Below are 18,743 nucleotides of genomic sequence, written 5' to 3' on the forward strand. Positions count from 1 at the left end.
AAGGGCGAGATCGGCGGCGAGGGCCAACCCGATCTGTCACCCGGCGCAGCAGCTGAGAGTGGCCATGTCCTTGTCAAAGGTCTGGGCGGCGAGTTTCAACGCTTCGACCGTGGTGAGATAGGGAAAGATCATGGCGCCGAGATCCTCGTAGGTCATGCCGGCCTTCAGGGCCATTGCGGCGGTTTGGATGCTGTCCGCGCCTTCGGGCGCAAGGATATGCGCCCCCAGCAGCCGTTTGCTGGATGCGTCGGCCACAAGCTTGACCAGCCCGCGCGTGTCGCGTGCCGCCAGTGCCCTGGGCACCGCATCGAGCGGCAGCACCGAGCAGCGGGTCTGGTGGCCGGCAGCCCGCGCGCCCGCTTCTGTCAGCCCGACACTGGCCACTTGCGGATCGCTGAAAACCACCGCCGGCATTGTCGAATTGTCATAGATCAGGGTGTCGCCGTTCAGGGCATTCGTCGCGGCAAGCCTGGCGCCGTAAGCCGCCATATAGACAAACTGATCGCGACCGGTGACATCGCCTGCGGCATAGACAGTGGCCCGGCTTGTCCGCATCCTGTCGTCCACCACGATGCCGCCCCGCGCATCAGTGCGGATGCCCGCGTGCGCGAGGCCCAGCTGGTCGGTATTCGGGACGCGCCCGGCCGCGACCAGGATGTGTTGGGCCTTGACGATGCGCGCCTGCCCGTCCGCAGTCACGCTGAGCGCCACACCATCCGGGCGTTGTGCGACACGGTCATAGCTTTGCACCGTTTCGACGGCGATGCCCTCTTGCCTGAAGGCCTGTGTCAGGGCCGTGGCGATCTCGGGCTCTGCTTCGGGGATCAGGCCCCGGCGGGTCAGGAGGGTCACTTTGGTGCCGGCCCGAGCGAAGACCTGCGCCAGTTCGACACCGATATATCCGCCACCGAGGACGATCAGCGAGTCCGGACGGCGCTGAAGCTGAAGGATCGAGCTGCTGTCGTGGCAGGCGGTTTCGGCCAGGCCGGGAATGGCCGGCATGTAGGGCCGCGACCCGGTGGCGATGATGATCCTGTTCGCGTCAAGGGGGGTGCCGTTGACACGCAAGGCGCCGGTCTTGGTGAAACGCGCCGCGCCTTCAATATAGGTGATGCCGCTATGCTGCGGCAGAACCTCGCTGTATTTCGCGGCTCTCAGGTCATCCACCAGCGCCTGTTTCTGGCGTATCAGGGCAGGCCAGTCGGTGATCTGCGCCGTGACCTTTATCCCGTCAAAGCGGTGAGCTGCGCGGGGGGCGTGCATGATGTCCATTGCCCGGATCATGGTCTTGGAGGGCACGCAGCCGACGTTGACGCATGTGCCGCCGATGGTGCCATGCCCGATCAGGGCCACGCGCGCGCCACCTTGTGCCGCCGTGATTGCGGCCGAAAACCCCGCCGAGCCTGCGCCAAGAACCGCAAGATCATAGCCCGCGGCGTTGTTTGGGGATCCATCTGGCATGGAGACTTCTTTCCTTGGGGGCAAGTGCCCGGTGGTGGCCGGTGGACGACAGGTCCAATCGCGACGCGAAGGTTCTGAACGGCCGCGCGGGGGCTGGATCGTTGGATGGTGGCGGATTCCGGGGGGCGAAAAGATCGCGGATGAGGTCAGGAATTGTCGTCGGTGACGATCGTGCCGCTGTATCCATAGCTGTCGGATGCGGTTGCCACCGCCTGGGCGGTTGTGACCGCGTCGTCGAACCGGACGGTATAGCGCGCGCTTTCGTCGCCGGAGTTGAAATCGACGTTCAGAATTTCCGCCGACTCCACCGCCTTGATGGCGTCGGCGGCAATATAGGGGCAGCTTGGACAAGTCAGTCCGCTCACTTCGACCGTGATAACCTGTTCTGCGGCCCAGCTTGTTGTCGCGGCCAGTCCGGCGGCGATGGTCAGGATCATTCGTTTCATGGCGACACCTTTTTTCAGTAAGACAGGATGTATGGCGTGAGGTAGGGGAAGATCATGGCGATCGCGGTGACGATGCTGGCGCCCCAAAGCGATCCGCGCATCAGCTTGCGGTTCACCGGTCTGGCACATATCGCGCCCTCGCCACAGGAGGCTTTTTCGGCCTTGGCCACGCGGTAAAAGCCGTATCCGATGAACAGGACGGCCATCGAGAACGTGAACCATTTGTAGGCATAAAGCGCGGTAAGCTGAGCGATCCAGACGCCGCCGACGCCAAAGCTGACCAGAACGAGCGGCAGGATACAACAGGATGTCATGGCCAGCGCGCCCAGCAGTCCGCCGGCTGTCGCGGCTTTCGCGGCCATGTCGCCGTTCGGTTCGTGAGTGGTGGTCTCTTCCATCGACATGACCGTGTCCTGCATTGTTCACCCTTGCTACCCGGTGTACTGTCTGTAGTCGCTACAGGTGCAAGGAGTTTCAGAAATGGCCGGGATCACGAATGCGCGAGGCTATCCGATCGGCGCCATGTCGCGCGAAACCGGGGTGAACATCGAAACAATCCGATATTACGAGCGGATCGGACTGATGCCGACCCCGGACCGGACCCCCGGTGGAAACCGGCAATACCGGCACGACCATCTGCTGCGGCTTGGGTTTATCAAGCGCTGCCGGGAGCTTGGGTTCAACATCCAGGAAATACGCGCCATGCTGGACATGGTGGATCAGAATGGCGTGAGTTGCAGCAAGGTGCATGAAATGACCACCGGCCATCTGCGCTCGGTACAGCAGAAAATCCGGCACCTGAAGGAAATGGAACGGGTTCTGGCGGGAATGGCCGAGCAATGCGCAAAGGGCGACATGCCCCAATGTGCGATCATTGAAGCCTTGTTCGCGGCGTGAGGCACCGTGTCCTGCCGGGGCATGTGGGTGCCGTCGGGAACGCGCGGAGCATGGGATTGTCACCGAAAACGACAAGAACTGTCGGAAAGGCGCAGATTCGACGGCAGGATTGGGTTTTCCTGATCGGCAAAAGCGGACGGGAGAGCGACATGGCAGAAACGGCGACACGCAAACGGCGCGGTGGCGGACGGGCCGGAAACGCCGCGCGGCGCAAGAAGGCCGGGGCGATTGAACAGATGCCCTGGCGTTTGCCGGTCAATATCGACCGCCCGACCGAACCGCTGAGCGAAGAGGGTGTGGCCCGAATTCATGACGGGGCCATGCGCATCCTGGAGGAGATCGGCATAGAATTCTTCAATGCCGAGGCGCGCGCCCTCCTCAAACAGGCCGGGTGCAACGTAGAGGGCGACCGCGTGCGCATGGGGCGCGATTTCGTGATGGAGATGGTCGGCAAGGCCCCGTCCAGCTGGACCCTGACGCCGCGCAACCCGGATCACCGCCTGGTCATGGGCGACAATCACATCTTGTTCGGCAATGTCTCTTCACCGCCGAACTATTGGGATCTGTCGCTGGGGCGCAAGGTGCCTGGCACGCGCGAGCAATGCGCAAACCTTCTCAGGCTGACGCAGTATTTCAACTGTATCCATTTTGCCGGCGGCTATCCGGTGGAACCACAGGACATCCATGCCTCGATCCGGCATCTGGACGTGTTGTATGACAAACTTACCCTGACCGACAAGGTGGCCCATACCTATAGCCTGGGCGCCGAGCGGGTCGAGGATGCGATGGAGATGGTGCGGATTTCGGGTGGCTGGAGCCATGAGGAATTCGAGGCCAGCCCGAAGCTTTATACCAATATCAACTCGACATCGCCGCTCAAGCATGACGAGCCGATGATGGATGGCTGGATCCGCATGGCGCGGCGCAATCAGGGGCTGGTTGTCACCCCGTTCACGCTTGCCGGCGCGATGGCGCCGGTGACGATGGCGGGGGCGGTTGCCCAATCGCTGGCCGAAGGGCTTTGCGCCATTGCGCTGGCCCAGTACATCCGCCCCGGCGCGGCCTGTGCGATTGGCACGTTCACCAGCAATGTGGACATGAAAAGCGGCGCCCCGGCCTTTGGCACGCCAGAGTATATGCGAGCCACGCAGATGACCGGGCAGATGGCGCGGTTTTACGGATTGCCGATGCGCGCCAGCGGTGTTTGCGCGGCCAATGTGCCGGACGGGCAGGCGATGTGGGAAACGTCGAATTCACTTTGGTCGGCCGTACAGGCGGGCGCCAACATGGTGTATCACGCCGCGGGCTGGCTGGAGGGCGGGCTGATCGCCAGCCCGGAAAAATTCATCATGGATTGCGAAATCCTTCAGATGATCCAGCGCTATATGGAGCCCGAGCTTTGCGCCACGGGGCCGGATGAAATTGCGCTGGATGCCATTCGCGAGGTTGGCGGCGCGGGGCATTTCTTTGGCATTCAACACACCCAGGACCGTTATACGACGGCCTTTTACCAGCCGTTTGTCAGTGACTGGCGCAATTACGAGGCCTGGGATGCTGCGGGTGGCGTGTGGACCCCGGAGCGTGCGCATCACCTGTACCGGCAGATCCTGGACGATTACGAAGCACCGCCGATGGACGCGGCCATACGCGAGGAACTGGCGGCTTTCGTGGCGCGCCGCAAGCAGGAGGGCGGCGCCCCCACCGATTTCTGAAAAGGTCGGAGGGCATTGTTCTTTCAGGTGAAACGCGCCTAGACTGCCCGGCAACAGGTGCGGGAGAGTCAGATGCGGGCAAAGGATCGCCAGACGCTGGTGGGACGGGCGGAAATGGCGCTGATTGGTGCTCTGGCCGGGCTTGCCATGTGGGTGCTGATCGAGAAGGCCCAGGATGTTCTGACAAACCCGCATGTGTTTGTAACGGTTGTCAGCGCCGTCGCGGGTTTTTTCAGCGTTCTTCTGGCCCTGTGCGGCCCGGCCAACCTGCGCCGCGGGGCGGCGATTGCGACGGTCCTGGCGCTGCCTGCGGCCGCATTGCTGGGCTGGGCCAGCCTGCGCTTTGACAGCTTGCAGGCTTTCGTCGGGGCGGGGCATCTGATCCTGGCCTGGGGCGTCCTGTTGTTTGTTGGAACGCCGTTTCTGGCCGTGGCGCTGGAGGATACCGGCAAGCTGCGCAGCTATTCCCGGCTGTTTGACGCGGCCTGGGGTATTGTCGTGCGCTACAGCACCGCCTGGCTGTTTGTCGCCGTGTTCTGGGGGGTGGTGTTCCTGTCGGACGCGCTTTTGCAGATCGTGGGTTTGACCCTGATTGAGGACCTGCTGAATTTCGACCCGGTTCCGTTCGGTCTGAGCGGGCTGATGCTGGGCCTGGGTCTGGCCGTGGTGCACGAAATGCGGGCCTATGTGTCACCCTTTCTGGTGTTGCGGCTGTTGCGCCTGTTGGTGCCGGTCATGCTGGGGGTCGTCGTGGTTTTCGTCGTCGCCTTTGTGCTTCGTGATCAGGGCGCGCTGTTTGGCGATCTCAGCCCCGCGGCGACGTTGCTGGCTGTCGCCCTGGGGATGATCTCTTTGGTCAGCGTGGCGTTGGACAAGCGCGATTCGGATGCGGTGCGGATCGGCTGGATGCGGGGCGCAACCGCGATGCTGGCCTTGCTGTTGCCGGTCATTGGGGGGCTGGCGGCCTATGCGATCTGGCTGCGCGTGGGCGATCACGGATGGACGCCGGCGCGGCTTTTGTCCGTGGCGGTTGCGGGTTTTGTCATGCTGTACGGGCTGTGCTACGGCGGCGCCGTGATCTTGCGCGGACCATGGATGGAACGCATCCGCCGGGCGAATGTGCGGATCGCGGGAGCCATCCTGCTGGTCAGTGCGATCTGGATGACGCCCGTTCTGAATGTCGAGTCGATTTCGGCAAACTCGCAGGCGGCGCGCCTTCTGGACGGGCGGGTTGGCCCCGACAAGGCCGCGCTGTGGGAAATGGCGCATGACTGGGGCAAAGCGGGAGAAGCGGCGCTGCAAAGGCTTTCGCAGGTCGAAGGCGATCGCGGGGACGTGTTGCGTGCGGCCATTACCGCGGCACGAACCGCGCCGGAGCCGGCGGCGCCGGCCACCGAGGCGGCGGTGCTGGACGCCCGGGCCGGCGCGCTTCATGCGCTGATCAGGGTGGTGCCGCAGGGGGAGACCCTGCGCCTGGACATGCTGGCGAATTTGCCGGGATACCGGGTGGAAGAGTGGCTGGATCTGTGTCGGGCCCGTCCCGATCCGGGATGTGTTCTGGTGCTGGAGGATTTCGATCCCGCCCGTCCCGGCACCGAAGGCGTGCTGTTGCTGCCGGGACGCGACATCGGGTACGAAGCGGTTGGCGTGCGTGTCACCGCAGGGCGGCTGGTGGTTGGGCAATATATCGGAGATTATGGCGCGGGGGTTCTTGACCAGGCCCAGGTTGCCGCTGTTCTGCGAGGTGAATACCGCGTTGCGCCCTCCAGCCGCAAGTCCCTGTGGATCGGCGAGACCGAGATTTCTCCGCAGAACTGATTGCGTTGGTGTTTTCTTAAGCTCCCTCTGTTCATACTGCCTGAAACGTGAGGGAACCCGGCATGCATGGGCTTATCAACAGGGCAATCCAGGTCTTTGTTCAAGACAGCTATGGGCACCCCCGCTGGGCCGAGGTCATCCGGCAGGCCGAGGTCGAGACCGTGGAATTCGAGGCGATGCTGCATTATGACGATGACGTGACCGACCGCCTTATCGCGTCGGCATCCAACGTGATCGGCGCGCCGCAGGAAACCGTTCTGGAGGATATCGGCACCTATCTGGTGTCCCACCCCAATGTCGAGGCGTTGCGCAGATTGCTGCGGTTCGGCGGTGTCACATTTGTGGAATTCCTGCATTCACTGGACGATCTCCCGGACCGCGCGCGCCTGGCGGTGGAGGATCTGCGCCTTCCCGAACTTGACCTGCGCGAACACGCACCCAACAGGTTCAGCCTTAACTGTCGGCACGACCGACCCGGCTTTGGCCATGTGATGGTGGGTGTCTTGCGCGCATTGGCCGACGATTATGGCGCGCTCGTGTTCCTGGAGCATCGTGGGGGCGGGCCGGGGCAGGAGGTGATAGACATTACCCTGATCGAAACCGCCTTTGCCAGCGGGCGCAGTTTCGATCTGGGTGCAAGGGTCGGGTAGCCCATGGCCTGCATCGACGAATTGACCGGGCTGCTGGATACGCTGTGTCCGATGCATGTGGTTTTGGACGGTACGGGGCATATCATCCATGCCGGACCGACCGCCCGGAAACTGCATGGCGACAGGCCCCTGGAAGGCCAGCGGTTCCTGGAGTTGTTCGAGCTGTGCCGCCCGCGGGCGGTGTCTTCGATGCCGCAGTTGATGGCGGTGGCGGGGGTCAAGCTGCATCTGAAGACGCGGGGTGAACCGCAGACAGGGCTCAAGGGGGTTCTGTGCCCGTTGCCCGCCATCGACGGGGCCGTGGTGAACCTGAGTTTCGGGATATCGATCATAGATGCGGTGCGCGACTATGCGCTGACTTCGGCGGATTTCGCGGCCACGGACCTGACCGTGGAGATGTTGTATCTGGTCGAGGCGAAATCCGCCGCGATGGAGGCGTCGCGCAAGCTCAATCAACGTTTGCAGGGCGCCATGATCGCGGCCGAGGAACAGGCCTTTACGGATACCCTGACCGGTTTGAAGAACCGGCGCGCGCTGGAACATATCCTGCCACGCCTGTTGCAGGAACGGCAGCCCTTTGGCCTGATGCAGATCGACCTGGATTTCTTCAAGGCGGTGAACGACACGATGGGCCACGCGGCGGGCGATCACGTTTTGCAATGTGTCGCGCGTGTATTGGTGGATTCAAGCCGCGATGACGATTGTGTGGCGCGCGTGGGCGGGGATGAATTCGTACTGGTGTTTCGCGGCATTACAAAGCCAGAGATCCTGGAACGTATCGCGGAACGCATCATTTCGGAGGTCGAGGCGCCGATGCCCTTTGGCGATGCGACCTGCAAGATTTCGGCCAGCGTTGGTATCTCGATCTACAACGGCGAGGCCGCGCATGAGGTGAGCATCGAACAGTTGATGGCCGATGCGGATACGGCGCTTTACGCCTCAAAACACAAGGGGCGCGCGACCAGCACAATTTTTTCGGCGGATCTGCGCAGCAAAGGCGAGCAGACAGGGTAATCCTTTCGGCGTTGGCCCGGCGCGCGTCAGCCTTGCGCCAATGCCTCCATCCGCTTGCGCGCCTCGGCGGTCATGTGATCGACGAACAGACGGATCTTGGGATCCTGAAATTTCCGGTGCGGGTAAAGGCAGCCAAAGCTGGCCGGAACCGGCGGGGTATCCGGCAACACCTCCACCAATGCGCCGGTTGCCAGATGGCGCACCACGTCGAACCTGGGCTTGTTGGCGATGCCGGCGCCGTCCAGCGCCCATTCGGTCAAAACATCGCCATCATCCGCATCAAAGCGTCCCGCCGCCTCGATCTTGCGCGGGCCGGTCTCGGTTTGCAGAGTCCAGAAATATTCGGGTGAGCGGGGGAAGCGCAGCAGAAGACAGTTGTGCCCGCGCAGCAGATCTTCGGGACGCCGGGGGGTTCCGGCGTGCTCCAGGTAGGCGGGGGCGGCGACAAGCACCCGTCTGCAATCGGCGATCTTGCGCAGCTTGAGATTGGAATCCTTCAGTTCGCCCAGAACAAAGGCCACGTCCAACCCGTCCTCGAACAGGTCAACCTTGCGGTCCGACAGGCGCAGCCGGATGTCCACAAGCGGATAGGCGGCGGTAAATTGAGGAATCAGCGGCGCCACGATCCGCCGCCCGATCCCCAGCGGCGCCGTGACCCGAATCGTGCCGCGCGGTGTATCGGAAAACCCGGCAACCACGGCCTCGGCCTCTTCCAGCGCATCGATCACCTTGCGCGCGTGATCATAGAACACCTTGCCCACTTCCGTCGGGCTGAGATTGCGTGTGGTCCGGTTGAACAGGCGCACGCCCAAACGTTGCTCGAGTTCCTTGACCCGGTTGGAGGCGACGGCCGGAGTCAGCCGCAGATCCCGCCCACCGGATGTGATGGACCCAAGCTCGACCACGCGCACGAACACCCGGAGGCTTTCAAGATAAGGCATGTCGTCCTTTCCGCATCACGCGCCAAAACGCCACTAAATGTATCATAAGCGCAGAATGCACCGGCGTTTTTCAAGGATTTGTTGAAATAGATTAGCGAAAACCCCCATTTCATTGAAGGCGGTCCCTGAACTACAGTGTCAGGACAGGCCATTGCGCCCGTGACAAGCAGTGAGGGTGAGATGCAGACGCGCGACGAAATCCGGTTTCTTCTGAATGGGCGTGACGTAGCGGTTCAGGCCGTCGGGGCCGGGGACACGCTGTTAGATTTTCTGCGCATCGACCGGCGTTTGACGGGCACCAAGGAAGGCTGTGCCGAAGGCGATTGCGGCGCCTGCACGGTGCTGGTGGGCCGTCTGACGCCGACCGGGCTGCGCTATGAGGCGGTGAATGCCTGTATTCGGTTCCTGGCCTCGCTGGATGGCTGTCACGTGGTGACGGTGGAGTATCTGCAAGGGCCGGACGGGCGGCTGAACCCGGTGCAACAGGCCATGGTCGAGCATCACGGCAGCCAGTGCGGATTTTGCACACCCGGTTTTGTGATGTCGCTTTATGCCTTGTGGATGGAGACCGCGCGCCCGACCGCGCAAGAGGTGGAAACCGCGATCCAGGGCAATCTGTGCCGATGTACGGGCTATGCCCCGATCATTCGCGCCGCCCTGGCGATCAATGATTATGGCAGCGCGGGCGCGGATCACCTTGCCCGGGAACGCGCATCGGTGACGGACCGGCTGATGGCCTTGCGGGATGGTCGTCGGGTGTCGGTGTCTGACGGAACGTCCAGGGCGATCCTGCCCGCCGATGTGGATGATCTGGCGGCGGTTCTGGCCGAAGCGCCGGGCGCCACCATTGTTGCGGGCGCAACCGATGTGGGCTTGTGGGTGACGAAACAGTTGCGCGATATCTCGCCGGCGGTTTTTATCGGACAGATTGACGGGTTGCGGAAAATTGACAGGCGGGATGACGGCGTGGTTCTTGGCGCCGGCGTGACCTATACGGATGCTCAGGATATCATTGCGGAGGATTATCCGCATCTGGCGGCCTATTGGGACCGGATCGCGGGCTGGCAGGTGCGCAACATGGGAACGATTGGCGGCAACATCGCCAACGGTTCGCCCATTGGCGACACGCCGCCGGTTCTGATCGCTCTGGGGGCGACGATCACCCTGCGCAGGGGTGGTGAACGTCGGACCCTGCCCTTGGAGGCGTTTTTTGTCGATTACGGCAAGCAGGACAGGTCCGCGGGCGAGTTTGTCGAGAGTGTCACGGTGCCGCGCCCGCGGGGCGGGCATCATGCGGCTTACAAGATTTCCAAGCGGCGGGACGAGGATATCTCGTCGGTGGCGGCGGGGTTCAATATTCAGGTAGAAAACGGGGTGATCGCATCCGCGCGGGTGGCATTTGGCGGCATGGCGGCCACGCCAAAACGCGCGGCGGCGGCCGAAGTGGCGCTGGAGGGGCAGCCCTGGGGCGCGCCCGCATTCGAGGCGGCGGCGCGGGCGCTAACGTCAGATTTCACACCGCTCAGCGATATGCGGGCAACATCGGAGTACCGGATGAAAGTGGCGCAAAACCTGTTCCGTCGCTTTTGGCTGGAACAATCGGGCGAGGACGCGCGCCTGAAAAGCGCGTGAGGGGGCAGAGATGAAACAGACCGTGAGCATCCAGGGCGGCGTGCATACCGATCTGCACCATGACAGCGCGATCAAGCACGTGACCGGCGCGGCCGAGTATTGCGACGATATTGCCGAACCGGTGGATACATTGCACGCCTATCTTGGCACGTCGAAAATTGCCCATGCGCGGATCAAATCGATTGACCTGGGCGCGGTGCGCGCCGCGCCGGGGGTTGTTGGCGTATTGACGGCCCGGGACATTCCCGGCGTGAACGATGTCAGCCCGACGGGCCGGCATGACGAACCGGTATTTGCCACCGACACGATTGAATTCTGGGGACAGCCGCTTTTTGCCGTGGTGGCCGAAAGCCGGGACATTGCGCGCCGTGCGGCCGAACTGGCGGTGGTGGAAACCGAGGCATTGGCGCATGAAACCGATGTGGCAAGCGCCATGGACGCGGGCTATCCGCATGTCACGGATCCACTCAAGCTGGAGCGGGGTGACGTGCGCGAAGGGCAAAAAGCCCCGCGCCGGATCAAGGGACAAATGCGCGTTGGCGGGCAGGATCACATGTATCTGGAAGGGCACATTGCCTTTGCGATGCCGGGCGAGGACGAGGATGTGATCGTGCATTCCTCGACCCAGCACCCAAGCGAGGCGCAGCATATGGTGGCGCATGTTCTGGGGGTGCCGTCCAATGCGGTGGTGGTGAATGTGCGCCGCATGGGCGGCGGTTTTGGCGGCAAGGAAAGCCAGATGAACCTGTTTTGCGCCGTGGCGGCGCTGGCGGCCAAGACATGGAACCGGGCGGTGAAAATCCGCCCCGACCGCGACCAGGACATGGAAAGCACCGGAAAACGGCATGATTTCCTGGTGGATTATGACGTTGCCTTTGACGAAACGGGGCGCATTCAAGCGGTCGAAGGGCAATTTGCGGCGCGCTGCGGCTGGACATCGGATCTGAGCGGGCCAGTCACGGACCGCGCCCTGTTTCACGCCGACAATGCCTATTATTACCCGCATGTGCGCCTGACCAGCCGCCCGATGAAAACCAACACCGTTTCCAACACCGCGTTTCGCGGCTTTGGCGGCCCTCAGGGGGTGATCGCCGCCGAACGCATGATCGAGGAAATCGCCTATGATCTGGGCCGCGATCCGCTGGAGATACGCAAGGCGAATTTCTATGGGATTCATGGGGATGTGACGCCGTATCACCAGACGGTCGAGGACAATATCCTGCCCCGCCTCGTTGAAGATCTGGAGCAGGATTGTGATTATCAGGCCCGGCGCGCGGCGGTTCTGGCACAGAATGCAAAAGGCGGGATCATCCGCAAGGGACTCGCGCTGACTCCGGTGAAGTTCGGGATCAGCTTTACGGCGACCTGGTACAATCAGGCCGGATCGCTGGTGCATATCTACAATGACGGGTCGATCATGCTGAACCATGGCGGCACCGAAATGGGCCAGGGGCTGAACACCAAGGTCGCACAGGTGGTTGCCGATGCGTTTCAGGTGGATTTCGACCGGATCAAGATCACCAGAACCACCACGGAAAAGGTGCCCAACACCTCGGCGACGGCGGCGTCCAGCGGGACGGACCTGAACGGGATGGCGGCGCTGAACGCCTGTGATCAGATCAAGGCGCGGCTGGTTGACTGGGCAGTGGGCCGATGGAACGTGACGCCCGATGAGGTGCAGTTTCATCCAAACCAAGTGAACATTGGCGGGGAAGTTATTGCATTCAATGACTTTATCAAGATGGCCTATATGGCGCGCGTTCAGCTTTGGGCGGCGGGATTCTACAAGACGCCAAAGATTCACTGGGACCGGGAAAAAGGCATGGGCCGCCCGTTCTATTATTTCGCCTATGGCGCGGCGGCGGCCGAGGTCAGCGTGGACACGCTGACGGGCGAATACAGCGTGGATCGTGTGGATGTGTTGCACGATGTCGGCAAGTCGCTGAACCCGGTGCTGGACAAGGGGCAGGTGGAAGGCGCGTTCGTGCAGGGCATGGGCTGGCTGACCACGGAAGAGCTTTGGTGGGACGATGCCGGGCGGCTGCGCACCCACGCGCCCAGCACCTACAAGATCCCGCTGGCCAGCGATGTGCCGCGAGAGTTCAATGTCAACCTGGCGGATTGGTCGGAAAACCGGGAACTGACCATCAAGCGATCCAAGGCGGTGGGGGAACCGCCCTTCATGCTGCCGATCTGCGTGTTCGAGGCGTTGGGCATGGCGGTGGCGTCGGTGAAGGATTACGCCGAATGCCCCCGGCTGGACGCACCCGCCACCCCGGAACGGGTGCTGATGGCGATTGAAAGGTTGCGCGGGTAATGCAGGCGGCGCGTCTGATATCCTTTCTGCGGGCGCATCGGTCCGTGATCCGGGTGGAAATCACCCGGGTGCGCGGCTCGTCCCCGCGCGAGGTGGGGGCGGACATGTATGTTTCCGCCAGTGGCATCGAGGGGACGATCGGCGGTGGGCAATTGGAGTACATGGCGCTGGATGAAGCGCGCAAGCTGTTGAAAAATGGTGGGAAATACGCGCGAATGGATGTGCCGTTGGGGCCTGAGATTGGCCAGTGTTGTGGCGGTCGGGTCGAGATTTCTCTCACCCTGCTGGATGCGGCCACACGCGCGGATGCGACGGCCCGTGCACGGGCGGAAAACCGGGCTCGGCCGCATGTCTATATCTTTGGCGCGGGCCATGTGGGCCGGGCGCTGGCGGATCTGTTCCAGCATTTGCCGGTACGTTGCGTGCTGGTGGACAGTCGCGCACAGGAATTGGGCCTGAGCCAGGCGCAGGTGGAAAAGCGCCTCACGCCGCTGCCCGAGGCGGAACTGCGCGCAGCCCCCGGGGGCAGCGCGTTTGTCGTGCTGACCCATGATCATGCGCTGGATTTCCTGCTGAGCGCAGAGGCGTTGCAGCGTGGGGATGCGGCCTGGGTCGGGATGATCGGCTCGGCCACGAAACGTGCGAAATTTACAAGTTTCGCGCGCAGGAATTGCGACGGGTTAACCACCGACGCACTGATTTGCCCCATCGGGGCAAGCGGTAGCCGCGACAAGCGGCCTGCTGTGATCGCGGCGGCTGTGGTGGCCGAAGTGATCGCGGCACTGACCTCTGAAACTACCGCACAATCGCCCGAAAGGGCCATGCCCTGACCTGAGTTCAGGGAGATTGGAACCGGCCGCCCCGCGCTTTCCCGAGGAGGAGCGGGAGGGGTGTGCCCCATGCAGAGGAGGGCCCGTCGATGGACGGTGCAAGCTATACCTACAAGCTGTTTTCCCGCAGCGATTTCAGTGCCTTCTGGGCGCTTTTTACAGATAACCTGATCAACCTGATGGTGTTGGCGGGGGTTTGCCAGTTTGTCTTTGGCATGCCCGCCGAGATTGTTTTCGGGCGGATCGTACCCGGCGCGGCGGTGGCCATCCTGGCCGGGATCGCGGTGTATACATGGCTGGCCAAACGCACCGCCGAGCGCACCGGGCGCGATGTGACCGCGCTGCCTTATGGCATTTCAACGCCGGTGATGTTTGTCTACCTGTTTGGCGTGATCGGGCCGATCTACTGGTCTACGAATGATCCGCTGCTGGCCTGGCAGGTGGGGATCGGTGCCGGCTTCATGGGGGGCATCGTTGCCGCGTTTGGCGCGCTGATCGGGCCGTTCCTGAAACGTGTGACGCCGCGCGCCGGGATGCTGGGCACGCTGTGCGGCATCGCGCTGGTGTTCATCGGCACAGTGCCGCTGACCACGATCTTTGAGGATCCCTATATCGGGTTTGCCTCTTTGATCATCATCCTTTGGGGGCTGGTGGGGCGGTTCAGGCTGCCGTTCAACATGCCTGCCGGTTTGCTGGCGCTGATCGTCGGCACGGTGGTGGCGCTGATCTCGGGCAAGGCGTCGGTCAGTGTTGAGGGGGTGGCGCTGTATCTGCCGCTGCCCTATGTCGGCGATCTGGTTGCGGGAATTCAGCATCTGTTTGCCAACCCCGAGCTGTTCCTGGTGCTGGTGCCGGTGCAGATCTACAATTTCATCGAAACCATGAACAACGTGGAAAGCGCCGAGGCGGCGGGGGATCATTACCCTGTGGGTCTGTGCCAGGTGACGGATGGTGTGGGGACGATGATCGGCGCGGTGTTTGGCTCGCCGTTTCCGACAACGGCCTATATCGGCCATCCCGCCTACAAGCGCATGGGGGCCCATGCCGGGTATCTGATCGCTGTGGGGGTGGTAATCCCGGGCGCAGCCTTTTTGGGATTATTGGCGTTTCTCAATAACTTGATCCCCGTTGCTGCGGCGGCGCCCGTGCTGGTATTCGTGGCGCTGAGCCTGATCAGCAATACCGCGCATTCGGTCAAGACCGAGCATATGGCCGCCGTGACAATTGCGATGATGCCGCATGTGTCGGCCTTTCTGATGGTCAAGTGGGGCTCGATGATGAATGCGCTTGCCGCGACCGGGGTCGAGGGGCTGCCGCGCCTTGGCGATCCGGCGCTGACGGCCGCGCTGTTGCAGCAGGGTGCGCATTTCAAAGGGCATCTGGCGTTGTCGCAAGGCGCGATCATCACCGGGCTTGTCTGGGGAGCGATTGTTGCCAGCGTGATTGACGGGCGGTTCCGCAATGCGGGCGGGTTTGCGCTTGCCGGGGCGGGCATGTCGGCGGTCGGGATCGTGCATTCGCCCGGCCTGCACCTGCCGGATCTGTCCGGGGTGACGATGGGTTATCTGATCGCCGCCGGGTTCCTGTTGATCTATCCGATCTTTCACAAGGCGGAAGAGAACGACCGGCTGGTGGTGGATGAACCGGGCGCAAGCCCTGCACAGTGACACGTGGCGCGGGCTGCAACGTGTGGCCCGCGCCCCCAAAGAGTAAGAGGCAGAGATGGAAAAGACGCTGCTGCGCGGTCGGGTTCTGAACTTCAGGAGAGAGCCGCAAGGCCCTGAAGACACGCAATCATTCGACTATTTCGAGGATGGCGCGCTGGTGATGGCCGGCGGGGTGATTGAGGCGGTCGGCCCATTCGAAACGGTGTCGGCGCAGGCTGCCGGGGCCACGGTTATCGACCATCGTCCCAACTTGCTGATGGCCGGGTTTATCGACCTGCACCTGCATTTCCCGCAGGTGCAGGTGATTGCCAGCTGGGGCGCGCAGCTGCTGGACTGGCTGAACAATTACACTTTCCCGGAGGAAATGCGCTATGGAGATGCGGGTCATGCCGACGCGATGGCGGGCGCGTTCCTGGACCAGCTGATCGGGCATGGCACAACCTCGGCCGTGGGTTTTTGCAGCGTACATCGCGGCTCGGTCGACGCCTATTTTTCCCAGGCAGCGCAAAGGGATATGCGCATGATCGGTGGCAAGGTGATGATGGATCGCAATGCGCCCGAGGGGCTGTGCGACACGCCGCAGGCGAGCTATGACGACAGCAAGGCGCTGATCGGGAAGTGGCATGGCCGGGGGCGGGCGAGCTATGCGGTGACGCCGCGTTTTGCGATCACGTCGACACCGGAACAGCTGGAAATGGCGGGGGCATTGGCGCGCGAGCATCCCGGCTGTTACGTGCAGACGCATCTGAGCGAGAACCGGGACGAGATTGCCCATACGCTGGAGCTGTACCCGAAGGCGCGGGATTATCTTGATGTTTATCAACAGGTTGGCCTTTTGAGTGGGCGCAGCCTGCTGGGCCATTCGATTCATCTGGAGCCGCGCGAGATTGATGCGCTGGCCGAGAGCGGGGCGCATCCGGTATTCTGTCCCACCTCGAACCTGTTTCTTGGATCGGGGCTGTTTGACGAGGGCGGTTTGCGGGCGCGCGGGATTGTCAGCGGGATTGCCACCGATATCGGGGCGGGGACCAGCTATTCCATGCTGCAAACCCTTAATGAGGGGTATAAAATCCTGCAATTACAAGGGCAAGCGTTGCATCCTTATCGCGCCTTTCACTGGATCACGCGCGGCAATGCGGTGGCGTTGGGGTTGGAGGACCGGATCGGCACGCTGGCGGCGGGCAGCGAGGCGGATGTGGTGGTGCTGGATGCGCGGGCGACCCCGGCCATGGCACTGCGGATGGGGCGGGTGGAGACGCTGGCGCAGGAGTTGTTCGTGCTGATGATGATGGGCGATGACCGGGCGGTGGCGCAGACCTATGTGGCGGGCCGGGCGATGAAGCCGGCGAATCGGGGTTAATGTGCTGAAAAAGCGGAAAAACCCCGTATCGGCAGCGCGTCGGTATCACGTCGGTATTGCGTCGGCATGATCGGCGCAAATCGCGCGGTTAAGGCAGCGGGCGTTGCCCTGTCGGGGGTGGCGCGCCCGGTCGGATTATACGGTCATTGCCAGCACGCGCGAGATCTGGGTGAGGCCGCGCCCGGATTGGTCCATCCAGGTGGCGAAGGCGGCCTGAACCGCCGTCATCGCGCCCTTGGAGGTGGGGGGCTTGTCGATCACGCCTTCGGCGATCAGCCGGGCGACCACATCGCGGCTGAGGATGAAGCTGTCGCGGCCCATGAAGCGCATGGCGTATTGCCCGGTATTGCCGCCGATGCGGGAGCCGCCGGATTTCATGAAGGCGAGCAGGCCGATATAATCGGTCGAGGGCCAGCCGCCCAGCACCGCGCCCGCGCCGCCCCGGTCGCGCAGGGATTGCAGGAAATGGGCATTGTCGATCACGGTGCGGATCTTGGGGCCGTTGCGCACGATGGCGGTGTTGGACATCAGGCTGTCGAGGTCTTCGTCATGCAGGAAGGCGCAGCGATCCACGTCAAAGCCATGGAAGGCGGTTTCGAACCCGTCCCATTTGGTTTCGATGACCTGCCAGTTGAACCCGGCCTGAAACACGCATTTGGTGAGCTGGGCGAGCCAGCGGTCTTCGGGGATCCGGGCCAGCGCGTCCGGTGGCGTGGGCGCGGGCAGGAGGGTTTCCAGCGCGTCCGGGCCGCCTTTGCGTTCGGCGGCGAGGGCGAAGAGATCGTTGAAATGGCGCATGATGTGTCCTTGCGGGCGGTTTGGCTTGGCGTGGGCCGGATGCCTCCGGCGGGAGTATTTGTGGCAAAATGAAGAGCCTGGGCCGGTGTTGGCGCCGTGGATCTATTCCGCGACCTGGAAGCCTTCGATCAGTTGGCGCAGGCCGAGGGCGGCACCCGCGAAGATGGCGAGGAGCGTGACCGGGGCGGAGATGGCCAGCAGCGAGAAGGCGGTGATGCCCTGGCCGACCGTGCAGCCCAGCGCGACGACGGCGCCGATGCCCATGATCACCGCGCCCAGGATCTGGCGGCGCAGTTCACGCGGGTCTTCGCAGGCTTCCCAGCGGAAATGGCCCTTGATCATCGAGCCGATAAAGGCGCCGAGCCAGACTCCGGCGACGGAGCCGATACCGAAGGAGAGCGGGCGCACGGAGCCGTTCATGGCAAAGAGGATGGTTTCGCCCACCGGTTCGGAATAGCTGTGGGAGACGATCGGCAGGGCTTCGAAACCGTGGCTGTAGATCCAGTAGGTGCCGAGCCAGCCGGAGATCACCGCCAGGGCGACGCAGAGCGACCAGAAGATGGCGGCGCGGTCACGCAGGAAATCGCGGGATGCCAGGGCGGCGAGGCTGATCGTGGCGCCGATGGCCAGCCCGATCGGGATCGGGGACAGGCCGGCATAGGCGCCGATCCGGTGGGCGATGCCCGGCGGCGTTCCGGTGGCGGCCACCTGGGGAAAGAGCAGGTTGCGCAGCGGGGCCAGCGGCCCGGCCAGCACCATATAGGCGGACACGCCCATCACCAGCACGATCACGAAGGAGCGCAGATCGCCCCCCCCCAGCCGCGCAATGGCGCCGTATCCGCAATTGCCCGCCAGCGCCATGCCATAGCCGAAGGCGAGACCGCCCAGGGCCGAGGCAACGGGCATCCAGCGGATCGAGTAGTAGAACGAGCTTTCCGGTTCCAGCCAGCCCAGCGCCATGGCCGAGAAACTGCCCAGGATCGCGGCGCCGATGGCCAGCACATACATTCGCATTCGCAGGGCGGATCCGCCATAGAGCAGGTCTTCGATGGCGCCCAGGGTGCAGAACCGGCCCAGCCGGGCAGCCAGCCCGAGCAGCACCCCGCCAAGCAGGCCCACCAGCGCCCCCAGATTGTGGTCGCCCACGGTGTCGAGCAAGGATTCGAACATGGCCGGTGCCTCCCCACACGCAACCGATCA

General features: G+C 63.1%; 16 protein-coding genes. 10 read left to right on the top strand and 6 right to left on the bottom strand.

The genetic code is table 11. The features are described 5' to 3' along the window. Positions 1–36: 36 nt before the first annotated feature. The 3 genes from merA to I3253_RS02420 form a co-directional block, all read right to left on the bottom strand. Positions 37–1,461 carry a mercury(II) reductase gene (merA, locus tag I3253_RS02410; RefSeq protein WP_197916022.1) on the bottom strand — a complete coding sequence of 475 codons (1,425 nt, stop codon included), beginning with the start codon at positions 1,459–1,461 and terminating at the stop codon, positions 37–39. A 146-nt stretch (positions 1,462–1,607) separates the two neighbouring features. After that, the gene (locus I3253_RS02415) at positions 1,608–1,907 is read right to left on the bottom strand and encodes a heavy-metal-associated domain-containing protein (RefSeq protein ID WP_197916023.1); all 300 of its coding nucleotides are present in this window, start codon (positions 1,905–1,907) and stop codon (positions 1,608–1,610) included. 14 nt (positions 1,908–1,921) lie between these two features. Then, positions 1,922–2,326: a mercuric transporter MerT family protein gene (locus I3253_RS02420; RefSeq protein ID WP_408647771.1), complete on the bottom strand. Its 405-nt coding sequence runs from the start codon at positions 2,324–2,326 to the stop codon at positions 1,922–1,924. A gap of 61 nt (positions 2,327–2,387) precedes the next feature. Here I3253_RS02420 and I3253_RS02425 point away from each other — a divergent pair, with 61 nt between their 5' ends. The 5 genes from I3253_RS02425 to I3253_RS02445 all read left to right on the top strand — a co-directional run bounded on the left by I3253_RS02425 (position 2,388) and on the right by I3253_RS02445 (position 7,998). Further along, positions 2,388–2,804, top strand: coding sequence for a MerR family transcriptional regulator (locus tag I3253_RS02425; RefSeq protein ID WP_197916024.1), 417 nt, complete (start codon positions 2,388–2,390; stop codon positions 2,802–2,804). A 149-nt stretch (positions 2,805–2,953) separates the two neighbouring features. Next, a complete protein-coding gene (locus tag I3253_RS02430; RefSeq protein WP_197916025.1) occupies positions 2,954–4,516 on the top strand; it encodes a trimethylamine methyltransferase family protein in 1,563 nt (520 codons plus the stop codon). Positions 4,517–4,588: 72 nt separating this feature from the next. Then, a complete protein-coding gene (locus I3253_RS02435) occupies positions 4,589–6,334 on the top strand; it encodes a DUF4153 domain-containing protein (protein ID WP_197916026.1) in 1,746 nt (581 codons plus the stop codon). A 62-nt stretch (positions 6,335–6,396) separates the two neighbouring features. After that, a complete protein-coding gene (locus tag I3253_RS02440) occupies positions 6,397–6,984 on the top strand; it encodes a heme NO-binding domain-containing protein (RefSeq protein WP_197916027.1) in 588 nt (195 codons plus the stop codon). A gap of 3 nt (positions 6,985–6,987) precedes the next feature. After that, positions 6,988–7,998 carry a GGDEF domain-containing protein gene (locus I3253_RS02445; protein WP_197916028.1) on the top strand — a complete coding sequence of 337 codons (1,011 nt, stop codon included), beginning with the start codon at positions 6,988–6,990 and terminating at the stop codon, positions 7,996–7,998. A 26-nt stretch (positions 7,999–8,024) separates the two neighbouring features. Here I3253_RS02445 and I3253_RS02450 read toward each other — a convergent pair whose 3' ends face one another. Then, positions 8,025–8,939 (bottom strand): LysR family transcriptional regulator, encoded by a 915-nt coding sequence (locus I3253_RS02450; protein ID WP_197916029.1) that lies wholly within the window; start codon positions 8,937–8,939, stop codon positions 8,025–8,027. Between the two features lie 180 nt (positions 8,940–9,119). Here I3253_RS02450 and xdhA point away from each other — a divergent pair, with 180 nt between their 5' ends. From xdhA to guaD, 5 genes are all read left to right on the top strand, one after another. Then, a complete protein-coding gene (gene xdhA, locus I3253_RS02455) occupies positions 9,120–10,571 on the top strand; it encodes a xanthine dehydrogenase small subunit (protein ID WP_197916030.1) in 1,452 nt (483 codons plus the stop codon). A 10-nt stretch (positions 10,572–10,581) separates the two neighbouring features. After that, positions 10,582–12,888 carry a xanthine dehydrogenase molybdopterin binding subunit gene (gene xdhB / locus I3253_RS02460; protein WP_197916031.1) on the top strand — a complete coding sequence of 769 codons (2,307 nt, stop codon included), beginning with the start codon at positions 10,582–10,584 and terminating at the stop codon, positions 12,886–12,888. After that, a complete protein-coding gene (gene xdhC / locus I3253_RS02465; RefSeq protein WP_197916032.1) occupies positions 12,888–13,718 on the top strand; it encodes a xanthine dehydrogenase accessory protein XdhC in 831 nt (276 codons plus the stop codon). The genes xdhB and xdhC overlap by 1 nt, the downstream gene beginning before the upstream one ends. Before the next feature lie 89 nt (positions 13,719–13,807). After that, complete coding sequence (locus I3253_RS02470) at positions 13,808–15,385, top strand: xanthine/uracil/vitamin C permease (protein WP_197916168.1); 1,578 nt, start codon at positions 13,808–13,810, stop codon at positions 15,383–15,385. Between the two features lie 55 nt (positions 15,386–15,440). Beyond that, on the top strand, positions 15,441–16,745 hold the full coding sequence (gene guaD / locus I3253_RS02475; RefSeq protein WP_197916033.1) for a guanine deaminase: 1,305 nt from the start codon (positions 15,441–15,443) through the stop codon (positions 16,743–16,745). Between the two features lie 135 nt (positions 16,746–16,880). On the opposite strand, the gene I3253_RS02480 is transcribed toward guaD, so the two are convergent. Together I3253_RS02480 and I3253_RS02485 are read right to left on the bottom strand one after the other, a co-directional pair. Next, positions 16,881–17,543, bottom strand: a complete 663-nt coding sequence (locus I3253_RS02480; protein ID WP_197916034.1) for a DNA-3-methyladenine glycosylase I — start codon at positions 17,541–17,543, stop codon at positions 16,881–16,883. Between the two features lie 102 nt (positions 17,544–17,645). Continuing rightward, positions 17,646–18,713: a YeeE/YedE family protein gene (locus I3253_RS02485; protein ID WP_197916035.1), complete on the bottom strand. Its 1,068-nt coding sequence runs from the start codon at positions 18,711–18,713 to the stop codon at positions 17,646–17,648. Positions 18,714–18,743: the final 30 nt, after the last annotated feature.

The sequence above is a fragment of the Thiosulfatihalobacter marinus genome (assembly GCF_016019955.1).
Taxonomy (GTDB): domain Bacteria; phylum Pseudomonadota; class Alphaproteobacteria; order Rhodobacterales; family Rhodobacteraceae; genus Shimia; species Shimia marinus_A.

Excerpts from the sequence above, each read along its gene's own strand:
- I3253_RS02435 (WP_197916026.1), top strand. The coding sequence starts at position 4,589 with ATGCGGGCAAAGGATCGCCAGACGCTGGTGGGACGGGCGGAAATGGCG.
- xdhA (WP_197916030.1), top strand. The coding sequence starts at position 9,120 with ATGCAGACGCGCGACGAAATCCGGTTTCTTCTGAATGGGCGTGACGTA.
- I3253_RS02470 (WP_197916168.1), top strand. The coding sequence starts at position 13,808 with ATGGACGGTGCAAGCTATACCTACAAGCTGTTTTCCCGCAGCGATTTC.
- I3253_RS02485 (WP_197916035.1), bottom strand. The coding sequence starts at position 18,713 with ATGTTCGAATCCTTGCTCGACACCGTGGGCGACCACAATCTGGGGGCG.
- I3253_RS02480 (WP_197916034.1), bottom strand. The coding sequence starts at position 17,543 with ATGCGCCATTTCAACGATCTCTTCGCCCTCGCCGCCGAACGCAAAGGC.
- I3253_RS02420 (WP_408647771.1), bottom strand. The coding sequence starts at position 2,326 with ATGCAGGACACGGTCATGTCGATGGAAGAGACCACCACTCACGAACCG.
- I3253_RS02440 (WP_197916027.1), top strand. The coding sequence starts at position 6,397 with ATGCATGGGCTTATCAACAGGGCAATCCAGGTCTTTGTTCAAGACAGC.
- xdhC (WP_197916032.1), top strand. The coding sequence starts at position 12,888 with ATGCAGGCGGCGCGTCTGATATCCTTTCTGCGGGCGCATCGGTCCGTG.
- I3253_RS02445 (WP_197916028.1), top strand. The coding sequence starts at position 6,988 with ATGGCCTGCATCGACGAATTGACCGGGCTGCTGGATACGCTGTGTCCG.
- I3253_RS02415 (WP_197916023.1), bottom strand. The coding sequence starts at position 1,907 with ATGAAACGAATGATCCTGACCATCGCCGCCGGACTGGCCGCGACAACA.
- xdhB (WP_197916031.1), top strand. The coding sequence starts at position 10,582 with ATGAAACAGACCGTGAGCATCCAGGGCGGCGTGCATACCGATCTGCAC.
- guaD (WP_197916033.1), top strand. The coding sequence starts at position 15,441 with ATGGAAAAGACGCTGCTGCGCGGTCGGGTTCTGAACTTCAGGAGAGAG.
- I3253_RS02425 (WP_197916024.1), top strand. The coding sequence starts at position 2,388 with ATGGCCGGGATCACGAATGCGCGAGGCTATCCGATCGGCGCCATGTCG.
- I3253_RS02430 (WP_197916025.1), top strand. The coding sequence starts at position 2,954 with ATGGCAGAAACGGCGACACGCAAACGGCGCGGTGGCGGACGGGCCGGA.
- merA (WP_197916022.1), bottom strand. The coding sequence starts at position 1,461 with ATGCCAGATGGATCCCCAAACAACGCCGCGGGCTATGATCTTGCGGTT.
- I3253_RS02450 (WP_197916029.1), bottom strand. The coding sequence starts at position 8,939 with ATGCCTTATCTTGAAAGCCTCCGGGTGTTCGTGCGCGTGGTCGAGCTT.